10 protein-coding genes are annotated in these 12,246 nt (G+C 37.4%); 7 read left to right on the top strand and 3 right to left on the bottom strand.

Features of this window, described 5'->3' with window-relative positions:
• The first annotated feature begins 177 nt into the window (after positions 1–177).
• Both FFS26_RS15355 and FFS26_RS15350 read left to right on the top strand, forming a co-directional pair.
• Positions 178–699, top strand: coding sequence for an NAD(P)H-dependent oxidoreductase (locus tag FFS26_RS15355; RefSeq protein WP_110011719.1), 522 nt, complete (start codon positions 178–180; stop codon positions 697–699).
• Positions 700–702: 3 nt separating this feature from the next.
• On the top strand, positions 703–2,592 hold the full coding sequence (locus tag FFS26_RS15350) for a monovalent cation:proton antiporter-2 (CPA2) family protein (RefSeq protein ID WP_110011718.1): 1,890 nt from the start codon (positions 703–705) through the stop codon (positions 2,590–2,592).
• A 1-nt stretch (position 2,593) separates the two neighbouring features.
• On the opposite strand, the gene FFS26_RS15345 is transcribed toward FFS26_RS15350, so the two are convergent.
• On the bottom strand, positions 2,594–3,421 hold the full coding sequence (locus tag FFS26_RS15345; RefSeq protein ID WP_110011717.1) for a GIN domain-containing protein: 828 nt from the start codon (positions 3,419–3,421) through the stop codon (positions 2,594–2,596).
• Positions 3,422–3,606: 185 nt separating this feature from the next.
• Between FFS26_RS15345 and FFS26_RS15340 the strand changes: the two genes are divergently transcribed.
• Positions 3,607–5,748, top strand: coding sequence for a M3 family metallopeptidase (locus tag FFS26_RS15340; protein ID WP_110011716.1), 2,142 nt, complete (start codon positions 3,607–3,609; stop codon positions 5,746–5,748).
• Between the two features lie 241 nt (positions 5,749–5,989).
• A complete protein-coding gene (locus FFS26_RS15335; RefSeq protein WP_137905462.1) occupies positions 5,990–6,379 on the top strand; it encodes a YchJ family protein in 390 nt (129 codons plus the stop codon).
• A 195-nt stretch (positions 6,380–6,574) separates the two neighbouring features.
• Here FFS26_RS15335 and FFS26_RS15330 read toward each other — a convergent pair whose 3' ends face one another.
• Positions 6,575–7,075: a peptidylprolyl isomerase gene (locus FFS26_RS15330; protein ID WP_062675624.1), complete on the bottom strand. Its 501-nt coding sequence runs from the start codon at positions 7,073–7,075 to the stop codon at positions 6,575–6,577.
• Between the two features lie 146 nt (positions 7,076–7,221).
• A complete protein-coding gene (locus FFS26_RS15325) occupies positions 7,222–7,467 on the bottom strand; it encodes a VF530 family DNA-binding protein (RefSeq protein ID WP_110011714.1) in 246 nt (81 codons plus the stop codon).
• 121 nt (positions 7,468–7,588) lie between these two features.
• On the opposite strand from FFS26_RS15325, the gene FFS26_RS22565 reads away from it, so the two are divergent.
• The 3 genes from FFS26_RS22565 to FFS26_RS15315 all read left to right on the top strand — a co-directional run bounded on the left by FFS26_RS22565 (position 7,589) and on the right by FFS26_RS15315 (position 12,131).
• Positions 7,589–7,741: a hypothetical protein gene (locus tag FFS26_RS22565; RefSeq protein ID WP_171006328.1), complete on the top strand. Its 153-nt coding sequence runs from the start codon at positions 7,589–7,591 to the stop codon at positions 7,739–7,741.
• 145 nt (positions 7,742–7,886) lie between these two features.
• Positions 7,887–9,092 carry an exonuclease SbcCD subunit D gene (locus FFS26_RS15320; RefSeq protein ID WP_137905461.1) on the top strand — a complete coding sequence of 402 codons (1,206 nt, stop codon included), beginning with the start codon at positions 7,887–7,889 and terminating at the stop codon, positions 9,090–9,092.
• A 3-nt stretch (positions 9,093–9,095) separates the two neighbouring features.
• Positions 9,096–12,131, top strand: coding sequence for an AAA family ATPase (locus tag FFS26_RS15315; protein ID WP_137905460.1), 3,036 nt, complete (start codon positions 9,096–9,098; stop codon positions 12,129–12,131).
• Positions 12,132–12,246: the final 115 nt, after the last annotated feature.

Genomic DNA, 12,246 nt, shown 5'->3' with positions numbered 1-12,246 from the left:
TTATATAGAAATCAGATCGTGATGATCTGATTTTTTTATTTAAAAACCTAAAATAATACTGATTCTTTAACTTTTATTAATGTTAATTTGACATTTAGATAGTAAAAAATTAATAAAACCTCTTAAAAACCACCTTTTATTCAATATTTTTTCACTATATTTACTGAAAACAGGATTATGAAGAAGACGCTGGTAGTATTTGCACACCCCTATCTGGAGCACTCCAATTCGAATGTAGAGCTCATCAATTTCTACGTTCGCCACCAGCATTATACCCTGAGAGATCTTTACGAAGAATATCCTGACTTTCATATCGCAGCTTTCCGGGAAAGGAAACGCCTTAAAAACTATGAACGTTTTATCTTCCAGTTTCCCCTGATATGGTTCGGAATGCCTCCTCTTCTCAGATTATGGATTGATGAAGTTTTCGACAGAGACTGGCTGAAAGAGGGCGAACATAATCCACTCGAAGGAAAAGAAGTCTATATTCTGGTAACCACAGGTGGAAAAGAAAGGTCTTTCAGCAAAACCGGCACTTATCAATATACCATAGATGAACTCATCAGCGGGCTTATTGTTTCATTAAAAGTTTTCAAAGCAGATATTAAGCACATCAAAATTGTATACGAAGCCAATAAGCTCTCTAAAAAAGAAATTATTTTACATAAAAAAGAATTTACAGAACTACTCAATCAATAGCATATGGAATCCAGCTTAGCGATGAACACATTAATTTTCCTCGGTGTAGCCATTATCATGGTTCCATTGGCCAGGAAATTAGGGTTGAGTTCTGTTATCGGTTATATTTTAGGAGGAATTATCATAGGTCCTTACGTCCTTAAACTTACAGGAAACAATGTCAATGACATTATGCATGCCAGCGAGTTTGGAGTGATCATGCTTTTATTTTTGGTAGGTCTGGAACTGGAGCCCCGGAAGTTCTGGGAAATGCGAAAGAAAATAATGGGTCTTGGACTTTCTCAGATGGCCCTTACCATTCTTCTGCTTTTCCTGGTATTCACAAGCGTAGGCTGGAGAGTAGACAAAGCGATTGCCATTGCCATGTGTTTTGCCCTATCTTCTACCGCCATTGTTCTGCAGACTTTACAGGAAAAAAACAACCTCAAGACTACCGCGGGAGAAGCTTCATTTTCTACCCTGCTGTTTCAGGATATTTCAGTAATTCCTATTTTGGCGATATTACCTATTCTTGCCAATTATAAGGCCAAACATCATGACAATGAAATTCAGATTCTGATTCAAAAACTCCCGGAATGGCTTCAGGCCGGAACGGTTATTTTCGGGGTAGCATTATTGATTCTACTCGGCAGATATGTATTTGTTCCTTTTCTGCGCTATGTTTCAAAATCAGGAATGTCAGAGCTATTGACTGCTTCTTCATTATTTCTGGTTATTGGGGTTTCGGAGCTGATGGTGGTGATCGGCCTTTCACCTGCTTTAGGTGCTTTCCTGGCAGGAGTAATGCTTGCCAACAGTGAATTCCGTCATGAGCTGGAAGCACAGATTGATCCGTTCAAAGGCCTGCTTTTAGCTGTTTTCTTTGTGAGTGTAGGGTCTACCATTAATTTTAATATTATCCAGCAAGATCCCTTATTTATCTTCAGTACTGTTTTTGCCGTGCTGGCTGTAAAATTTGTGGTTTTATACACCATTGGAAAATTTTTCAGGATAGATACTCCCCAAAGTCTTTTTTATGCCTTTGCCCTTTCTCAGGTCGGAGAATTTGCATTTGTACTGCTGAATTATGCATCAGATCTTTATCTTTTAGGGCCGGAGATGAATGCACAGATGATGGCTGTTACGGCAATTACCATGTGTATCACTCCTATTCTTCTCATCATCAATGATAAATTTATCACTCCGAAATTCATTAAAGAAATTCCCGAGGAAGAACATGATTATAATATTCTCGACAGCGATGTTGCTCAAAAGAAAATTATTATTGTAGGTTTCGGGCATTTTGGAAGTACCGTAGGACGTCTTTTAAAAGCCAATAAAATATCAGCTACCGTTTTGGACCGGGATTCTGATCGTGTGAAGCTTCTCAGAAGCTATGGTTTTAAAGTCTATTACGGTGATGCTACGAGAATTCCCATTTTAAGAGCGGCAGGAATTGAAGATGCTGAAATTCTCGTTTTATGTCTGGATGATCCTGACGATAATAAGTTCATTGCAGAACTTGTCCGTGAACATTATCCTAAAGTCAAAATTTTCGTAAGAGCGAAAAACAGGATTGATGCCTATGATTATCTGAACAATGGAGTCAATCACATTTACCGTGAAACACTGGGAACAGCTGTAGATATGGCTGTAGATGTACTTCATGAAACGGGGATGAGGAAATATGCTGCAAGACGTCTTGGGCAAAGATTTATGGCTATTGATAAAGCATCAATCCGGAAGCTGGCAAAAATGAAGGAAAATGATGAAGACATTACCTTGTTTACCACAAAAGAAATCCTCCAGCGAGAGGAGGATTTATTGGCTTATGATAATCTTAATTTTGATAATAAAAACTGGGAAGGTTCCTCATCCGCAGATGAAGAAGATGAGGAAGAAACCCAGGATTAGTTTATTGGATGTTTACGCTTCCGCCGCTGCTTTCGTCTTTTATCACGCTCTTAAGCTCTCCTTTTTTCGAGATATCCACACTTCCACCGGATGAAGCCCCTGCTTTCACACTTGAGACAGCACTTATGTGAACACTTGCTCCACTGGAAGCATCTGCTTCCACGTCATCAGCAATGACATTTTTAGCGGAAACACTGCTTCCTGAAGAAGCACTTACGTCTACTTTTTTTGCTTTACCGGAAAGATCAAGAGTTGATCCTGATGAAGATTCAATATCTAGGTTTACTGCCCATATTTTCCCATCGAAACTACTGCTGCTGCTTACATTGATATCCATATCATTCGCTTCAAGGTCTCCGGAAATACTTCCTGCACTTGATGCTTCGATATCTGTTTTTTCCTGGGTAAATTTATCTTTTACAATAATTCTTGCTGCTGAATCGGCAAGGAGTTTTTTAAAGTCTTTGGCATAAATCTTCGCTGTCACTTTACTGATATTCATCACTCTGATCCCCGGCTTATAATGAATGTGCAGTTTCCCTCCATCATTATCCACCAGAATTTCATCAATGATACTTTGAGGGGCTGAGATTTCAACTTTCTCAGTCTCAGATTTTATAATTTCTGCTTCAATGGCCTGTGAAACCTGAATTTCATCAAAATCACCATTAAATTCCTTATGCTGTATCGGGCCGCTTTCTTTGCTCACTACTTTCTCTACCCAATTACTTTTGTCTCCTTCCCTTTCTCTGTTTCTGTTCTCATGTTTATCATTACATGAGGCTAAAGCCACTAAGGCTGAAAAAATAAATAAAGTACTTGTTTTCATGCTTATTCCTTTTGTTAATTTTTTTATTGATTTCTTTATTTAAATAACAACTAATTTATAAAAAATATTACATTACATTTGAAAATACTGTAAATACCACAAAGGGCTTAAAGAAATACATCCGCCGAAATATGTTCTATGATACAAGTTTTTAATATCTTTATGCTTTAATAACAACTATATTTATGAAGAATATTTCATCGGTATTATTAATTTCTGCCTTGGCGTTCAATCAATCTTGTACTACAATGAAACAGACCGATATTCAACAGGAGCTACCTGCACCTGACCCCTCTTTAGCTTCCAATCCTTTTATGAAGAAGAGTAAGCTTCAATACGAAGCTCCGGAGTTTGACAAAATCAAAAACGAACACTTCAAACCAGCTTTTAATTATGGTTTAAAGCAACATGAAGCTGAAATTATAAAAATTGCCAACAATCCGGCTGCCCCTACTTTTGAAAATACCATCGTTGCATTGGAAAAAAGTGGTGAAGTACTGAGAAGAGCACAAATTGTATTTTCAAACCTTACAAGTGCGAATACTAACCCTACTTTACAGGCCTTGGATGAAGAATATGCCCCTATTTTTGCGGCACATTCTGATAAACTGTACCTGAATGAAAATCTTTATAAAAGAATACAATCCATCAAAGAAGATGGTCTGGATTCTGAAAGCAAAAGACTTTTACAATATTATAAGCAGAATTTTGAAATTGCAGGAGCTAACCTTTCTGCAGCGGATAAAGAAAAATTAAAGCAGCTCAATCAGGAACTGGCTTCTCTTTCTACACAATATGCCAACAAATTACTGGAAGCAAGAAAGCAAGGTGGAGTTTTCTTCTCAGACGCCAAAGAACTGGATGGACTTTCTGCTGATGAAATTGCAGCGGCAGCAGCTGATGCCAAAACAGCAGGACAACCAGGAAAATATCTTCTGACTTTACAGAATACAACACAGCAGCCTCTTTTACAAAATTTAAAAAACAGGGCTACCAGAGAAAAGCTATTTAAAGCTTCATGGACAAGAGCTGAGAAAGGAGATGCCAACGATACAAGATCAACCATCGAGCAGCTTGCTAAACTAAGATTGAAGAAAGCACAGATTTTAGGCAAGAAAAACTTTGCAGAATGGAAACTTCAGGATCAAATGGCAAAAACCCCTGAAGCAGCTACTAAACTGATGAACCAGATTGCTACTCCGGCAGTAGAAACGGCAAGACGTGAAGCAAAAGATATTCAGGATCTTATTGATCAGCAGAAAGGAGGTTTCAAAGTAGAACCCTGGGACTGGAATTTCTATGCTGAACAGGTAAGAAAAGCTAAGTTTGACCTTGATGAAAGTGAAATTAAACCTTATTTTGAAATTACAACCGTTCTTGAAAAAGGAGTTTTCTTTGCTGCTGAAAAATTCTACGGACTGACTTTCAAAAAGAGAACAGATCTTCCGGTTTATCATCCGGACGTAGTAACGTATGAAGTTTTCGATCATGATGGAAAATCTATTGCCATTTACTATCTGGATTTCTATACAAGGGATTCTAAAAACGGTGGTGCATGGATGAGTAATTTTGTTGAGCAGTCTTATTTGCTGGGAACAAAACCTGTAATCGTGAACTGCTACAATTATCAGAAACCTGCTCCGGGAAAACCTTCCTTAATCAGCTATGACGATGTTTCAACCATCTTCCATGAATTTGGTCACTCTATTCACGGAATGTTTGCCAGCCAGAAATATCCTTCACTTTCAGGAACAAATGTACCGAGAGACTTCGTGGAATTCCCATCCCAGATTAATGAGCACTGGGCTTTAGATCCGGTTGTTCTGAAGAATTATGCTGTACATTATGAAACAAAACAGCCTATTCCGCAGGCTTTGGTAGATAAAATCAAAAAGGCAGCTACATTCAATCAGGGTTATATGACTACAGAATTGGTTTCGGCTGCTGAACTTGATATGGATTGGCATACGGTAAGCAATGAAAATCAGTTCATTCCTGTTTTAGACTTTGAAAAGCAGTCTCTAACCAGCCATGGATTTAATCTGGCCACAGTTCCGCCAAGATATCACACACCTTATTTTGCACACATCTGGGGAGGTGGATATTCTGCAGGATACTATGCGTATTTGTGGTCTGAAACATTGGATAACGATGCTTGGGAATGGATCAGTAAGAACGGTGGTTTAACCAGAGAAAACGGTGACCGTTTCAGAAAATATATTCTTTCCGTAGGAAATTCTGTAGATCTGAATCAGGCATTCAGAGATTTCACAGGACACGATCCGGATATCAAACCTTTATTGAGAAACAGAGGGTTTATTAAATAAATCAATGGAAGCATTCTTTAATCAGAGTGCTTCTTTTTTATACCTATCTGTGATAAATAAAATTTTCTATGTTTCGGCTAAAGCCGGTGGACTTTTGTTTATTTATTTTGAACGGGCTTTAGCCCGTTTCTATTGAATATATAACAATTCAACATATTAATTCCATTATAAAATTCAAATAGGCAGAACTCCTTTCTAATGAGATTCATTATTTTTGCATTCAAAATTTAAAATACAATATATGAACTGTCCATGCTGTTCAGGAAAATCATACGAAGAATGCTGCAAGCCTTATCATACCGGAGAAAAACATGCTCCTATGGCTGAAGCTCTGATGCGCTCAAGATTTTCTGCTTTTGCCATTCCGAATGGTGAATACCTGATGGAGACTACCCTTCCGGGAAAAAGAAAATACCACAATAAGAAAGATCTTCAGGAATGGGGAGAAATCAACCAATGGACAAAACTGGAAATCATCCGTACTCCGGCTTTAAACCATGTAGAATTTAAGGCTTATTATACCGATCAGGACGGGCATCCGCAAGTTCATCATGAGTTTTCTGTTTTTCAGAAGATGCACGAACGCTGGTATTATGTTTCCGGGGAGTTTTTGGATGAGGAAACGGATTGAGAAAATATAATGTAGTGATGTTTTGCGTATAGAACCACCCCGTTAAAAATTCTTTGAATTTTCGCCACCCCTCCACAGGGGAATGCCAAGCAATCAATACCTGTTATAACCTTATCAATAAAAATGAGCCACAGGATTATCTGTGGCTCATTTTCTTATCTGAAACATGTCCGAAAAATTCGGGCATTTATATTTTTAGTGAGCTTCGTTTCCGTCAATTCCGTGAGCGTGACCATGCGCCAACTCTTCTTCTGTTGCAGGGCGAGTGCTTAAAACTTCCACGTCGAAATCCAATACTTTTCCAGCCATCGGGTGGTTAAGGTCTGCTACTACAACTTCCGGAGTAATTTCTACTACAAAAGCCTGGAAGTTATTCCCCTGATTATCTGATAAAGGTAAAATAGCTCCTACAGGCGGAAGTCCTGATTCTTTAAACATTTCCACTGGTAATTGTGCAATAGCATCCGGCTGTCTTTCACCGTAAGCTTCTTCAGGCTGAATTACGAAAGCCGCTTTATCTCCAGCTTTTAAACCTAAGATATTTTGTTCAAATTTTGGAATCATCATTCCCACACCATACAAAAATGTAAGTGGATTTTCTGTTGTTGTTTCTTCTACAAGAATCTTACTTCCATCTGGTTCGATCGTATGAAGTATATACTTTACAGCTACAACGTGATTGTTTTCGATTGTCATATTTTTTCTTTTTTTCGTGATTTTCTTTCACGATTAATCATACAAATATACTCTTTTTGAAATGATTCAATGAGCCTGGAGGCTGGAGGTTGGAAGAAGGAAGCTATGAAAGGCATAAAGAAATGGAGATTTTCTTTTTACAGCCTTTATTTTTTTCTACTTTCGTCTCTCTTTTTTTGTCTTAGCATAAAGAGATACAGGCTCTCGACTTTTGTTCTTGCCCAGGGAGTTTTTCGCAGAAACTTCAGAGAAGAGCTTATGCTTGGGTTATCTGTAAAACATTTTATATTGATCTGTTCGCCCAGCCTTTCAAAACCTTGATAGTATTCTACCAGTTCTTCAAGGATAGCATCCAGTCTTTTTCCGTGTAAAGGATCTTTGGACTGTTCCATCTTTTTTTTGCAAAATTAATTGATTATAAGTTTATATGAAAATCTACACCTCTTCTTCCCTTTTTGTTTCTTATTTTTGAAGAAGCCATTCCTTACCAATAAAAATTATCCGTTACAAAACATGAGCAAAAACAACGAAGCGAACAGGAAGAAAAATAAAAAGAAAATCGATCAGAAAAAACGTAAAATCCAAAATGCAGAAGCTGAAAGAAAAGCAAGGTTAAAACAAATCCGGGAAGATTTCAAAGCAAGAGAAGCTGACAATAAGCTATAATTATCTTGATCCGAAGTAAGGAAAACCTTAATTTTTTAAATGAAGTATTCTCTATCTTTACATTGTAATAACTTCAAAATAATTCTCTGCGAAACAACTTGAAAATTACGCTGCATATACTCTTTTTAATTCTCAAATTTACATTATGAAAATCCTCCACACTGCCGACTGGCATTTGGGTAAGCGTCTCGACCGTTTTTCAAGACTGGAAGAACAGGTTTTGGTTATGAATGAAATTGTTCAGATTGCTGACGAACAAAACGTTGATATGGTTTTAATTGCCGGTGATCTTTTCGATAATTTCAATCCAGGTGTAGAGGCTGCTGAACTTTTTTATAAAACATTAAAACGTTTATCATTGAATGGTAAGCGCCCTGTGATTGCTATTTCCGGTAATCATGATTCTCCCAGCTTAATCAATGCTCCCGATCCTTTGGCAAGGGAGTGTGGGATTATTTTAATAGGCCATCCTAAAGCAGAGATCGCACCTTTTGGTACAGAATATTTTAACATTACCCTCTCAAAAGAAGGTTTTATAGAACTGAAAATTGATGGGATCAACTTTCCTGTAAGAATTCTTCACACACCTTTTGCAAATGAAATCCGGTTAAAGGAATACTTTGGAGAAAATAAAGAGGAAGAAATCAACAAAGTGCTTTCCCAGACATGGAAAAACCTTGCAGATCAGTTCTGTGATGATAACGGAGTCAATCTTCTGACAGCTCATTTATACATGAATAAAAGAGGTGCAGAAGTGTTGGAAGAACCAGAAGGAGAAAAGCCGATTAAGATAGGAAACGCAGACTTGATTTTTTCGGACAGTATTCCCGAGCAGATTCAATATACGGCATTGGGCCACCTCCATGGTTTTCAGAATATCGGAACGAAGGAAAAACCTGTGATTTATTCATCCTCTCCTCTGTGCTACAGTTTCAGCGAAGCCGGACAAAAGAAGTATGTTTCCATTATTGATGCAGAGCCGGGAAAAACAGTTTCCTACGAGAAGAAACTCTTGAAAAGCGGCAGAGCTTTAGTCCGAAAAACATTTACCGCCATTGATGATGCTGTTCAGTGGCTGGGTGAAAATCCCAATACATTTATTGAACTTACACTGGAAAGTGAGACTTTTTTAACGGCAGATGAAAGAAGATTAATTTATCAGTCTCACAACGGAATTGTTCACCTTATCCCCAAAGTAAAAAATCTGGAATTGGCAGAAGATCAAAACCATGAAATCAATTTAAGTCAGGATATTGATATTTTATTCAAAGATTATTTTAAATCTAAAAACGGCGGACAGGAAGCCAATGAAGAACTGATGAATTTGTTTAACGAAATTTTAAATGCATAAGCTATGATCCCTGTTCAATTAACTATCGAAGGACTTTACTCGTACCGGGAACGCCAGACCATTGATTTCAGAAATCTCACTGAGGCGGGGTTGTTTGGGATTTTCGGGGCTGTGGGTTCCGGAAAATCATCAGTTCTTGAGGCCATTTCGTTTGCTTTATACGGTGAAACGGAACGTCTGAATATGCGCGATAAAAGGGCTTATAATATGATGAATTTAAAATCAAACAGTTCTTATATTGAATTTGATTTTATCAATTATGAGAATAAACTTTTCCGTGCTTCCCGTGATTTTAAGCGAAATTCAAAAAAGTTCGAAGAGGTAAAACCTAATGCGGTTACATTTTATGAAAACATCAACGGCAAATGGATTCCTCTGGATCACTCAAATGCAGAATCTATTATTGGATTAAGCTATTCCAACTTCAAAAGAACCATCATTATTCCGCAGGGACAGTTCAAAGAATTCCTTGAATTGGGTGCTGCCGAAAGAACGAACATGATGAAGGAAATTTTTAATCTTCAGAAATTTGATCTTCAGAACAATGTTTCTGCACTCAATATAAAAAACAGATCTGAACTGGATCAGCTGGAAGGGCAATTAAAAGGGTTTGAAGAAATAAATGAGGAGAAAATCAAGATTCAGAAAGAGGAACTTGTAGAGGAACAGAAAAAACTCTCGGAATCCAATGAAAAACTGGAAAAGGCTTCCCAGGCATATCAGCAGCTTAAAAACCTTAAAAGTGACTTTGACAGTTTACAGCAAAACAAAGAAAAGTTCAGTAAACTCTCTGAAGAAAAGCCTCAGATGGATGCTCTGGAAATACAGGCAGAATTATACGACAGGATTTTCAGAATTTTCAACCCTTTGATTATTGAGAAAAATAAACTCTCGAAAGAGATTTCTGCAAAACGAAACGAAAAGGAACAACAAATCAAAGACTGGCAGGAAACTGAAAAGGTTTTTAATACTGTAAAAGAGCAGCTCATGGTCCTTGAACCACAGTTTAAAGCCTTAGAGCAATCCAGGATTCAGGAAAATGATCTGAACCTTATCATTCAGATCCTGAAATTTTCTGAAGAAATCAAGATCCTGAACGAAAGAACCCGGAAAGGTTCTGAAAAAGTAAAAGAAGTAGATCTTAATAAAGAGAAAATTCAAAAGACCATTGATGAACTTTCCGCACAGATTAAAACCTTAAAAGAACAAAAACTGGATTCTGCCCTGCTTTCTGAAGTGGGTAACTGGTTTATTCAACAAAAGAATTTAAAAAAATCGCTTCAGGAACAAGCTGAAAAGATCGGGAAACATCAAAAGCAGATCGGAGAAATTACAGAAGAATTAAAGCCTTTTGCTTATACCAAAAATTATAAAGAAGATTTCAGAATCAGAAAAGAAACCTTAGAGACTCAAAAAAAGGAACTTTCCCATAAACTGGATCATCTCAAAATACAAAAAGAACTTTCCCGTTTTGCCAGTGAACTTCATGACGGAGAAAACTGCCCGCTCTGTGGTTCTAAAGAACATCCGCATATTGTAGAATTTCATGATGTAAATACTGAACTACAGGAAATTCAGGAGAAAATAGCATCGCTTGAACAGGAAGGAACAGGACTTCAAAAGCAGGAGGCTGAAATTGACAAGATTCTGGACCGTAAAAAGATCTTTGAGGAACAGCTTCTTTCGGAACAAAAAATACTTCTGCAGATTCAGAAGGATATTGAAAATCATCTGCTGAATTTCACCTGGAAACAATTTGCTTCCAACCAGGAAGAGGAATTTGAGAAAAAACGTTCAGACTCGTTTGCGCTGGAGAAAAAGATCGAAGAAACGGAAAGGAATATCGCTTTAGCAAGGGAAAATTTTGACAGAGAATCCCAAACACTGGAAAAATATAAGAGTGCTCTGGAAGCTTTCCGTCTGGAAGAAGTTTCGAAGCAGGAGCAAATTAATATCAGCCGTTCCGGTCTTAAAATTCTCGAATGGGATCTGTATGCTCAAAAGGAAATAAAAGAAATTGAAGAATCATATCAGAAGCTTGCTTATTCTAATAAAGAGATTGAAGAAAATTACCTGAAAACTGTAGAGCAGGAAAAAATTCTTTCTCCGAAACTGGCAGAGCAAAAGGCTATTGCAAGCCAATCTGAAAAGCAGATTACAGAGCTGGAGAAGGAAATTTCATGGAATGAGGAAGCAATTATCAAAGCATTGGCAGAGCAGAATTTCACAGAATTCAAAGAAGTTGAGAATATTTTACTTCAGGAAATTAATGTTGAGCTGGTGAGGACTAAAGTTCAGCTTTTCAAAGTTGAATTTGAAGCTTTAAAGAAATTCATCGGAGAACTTGAATTAAAGCTGAAGGGACTTTCATTCGATAATGAACAGTTTTCTCTGACTGAAAAGCAATTTAATGAAGCGCAAACCGAACAAAAACAGATCAATGATTCTGTAGTCACAAAAACCGCTGAAATAGATCGATTAGAAAAAGAATTTATAAAAAAAGAAAGTCTTTTAAAAGAACATGTAAAGCTTCAGAAACGTTCAGAAAATCTGAAGATCATGATGAATTTGTTCAAAGGAGCAGGCTTTGTACAATATGTTTCATCTATTTATCTGAGACAGCTTTGCGATCATGCCAATGTACGTTTTCACAGGATGACCAGAAATCAGCTGAGCCTCCAGCTGAATGAGAATAATGATTTCGAAATCATTGATTACCTCAACGAAGGAAAAAGCAGAAGTGTAAAAACGCTTTCCGGAGGGCAGGCATTTCAGGTATCTTTAAGTCTGGCTCTGGCTCTGGCAGAAAGTGTTCAGGCCAATGCGCAGGCCGATAAAAACTTCTTCTTTATTGATGAAGGTTTCGGAACTCAGGATACGGAATCTGTGAATATCGTTTTTGAAACGCTCACCAACCTGATGAAAGAAAACAGGATTGTAGGAATTATTTCGCACGTTGAAGAGCTGAAAGAGAAAATCCCAACGGCGCTCAACATCATTAAAGATGAAGAAAGAGGAAGTCTGATTGAGATTGTTTAATATGTAAAGTATCAATAGATCCGCTACAAAAATGACTTAAATTTATGGTGTAAAGTTGAAAATCTTTATCCATGAATAAACAACAACAGCAAATAAAAGCTCGTAAAGATTGGCT

The organism is Chryseobacterium sp. 2VB (assembly GCF_005503635.1).
Classification (GTDB): Bacteria; Bacteroidota; Bacteroidia; order Flavobacteriales; family Weeksellaceae; genus Chryseobacterium; species Chryseobacterium cupriresistens.
This window is presented reverse-complemented; position numbering and strand designations above follow the sequence as displayed.

Bases quoted from the DNA above. Each gene is read 5' to 3' on its own strand.
- FFS26_RS15355 (WP_110011719.1), top strand. From the start codon at position 178: ATGAAGAAGACGCTGGTAGTATTTGCACACCCCTATCTGGAGCACTCC.
- FFS26_RS15350 (WP_110011718.1), top strand. From the start codon at position 703: ATGGAATCCAGCTTAGCGATGAACACATTAATTTTCCTCGGTGTAGCC.
- FFS26_RS15345 (WP_110011717.1), bottom strand. From the start codon at position 3,421: ATGAAAACAAGTACTTTATTTATTTTTTCAGCCTTAGTGGCTTTAGCC.
- FFS26_RS15340 (WP_110011716.1), top strand. From the start codon at position 3,607: ATGAAGAATATTTCATCGGTATTATTAATTTCTGCCTTGGCGTTCAAT.
- FFS26_RS15335 (WP_137905462.1), top strand. From the start codon at position 5,990: ATGAACTGTCCATGCTGTTCAGGAAAATCATACGAAGAATGCTGCAAG.
- FFS26_RS15330 (WP_062675624.1), bottom strand. From the start codon at position 7,075: ATGACAATCGAAAACAATCACGTTGTAGCTGTAAAGTATATACTTCAT.
- FFS26_RS15325 (WP_110011714.1), bottom strand. From the start codon at position 7,467: ATGGAACAGTCCAAAGATCCTTTACACGGAAAAAGACTGGATGCTATC.
- FFS26_RS22565 (WP_171006328.1), top strand. From the start codon at position 7,589: ATGAGCAAAAACAACGAAGCGAACAGGAAGAAAAATAAAAAGAAAATC.
- FFS26_RS15320 (WP_137905461.1), top strand. From the start codon at position 7,887: ATGAAAATCCTCCACACTGCCGACTGGCATTTGGGTAAGCGTCTCGAC.
- FFS26_RS15315 (WP_137905460.1), top strand. From the start codon at position 9,096: ATGATCCCTGTTCAATTAACTATCGAAGGACTTTACTCGTACCGGGAA.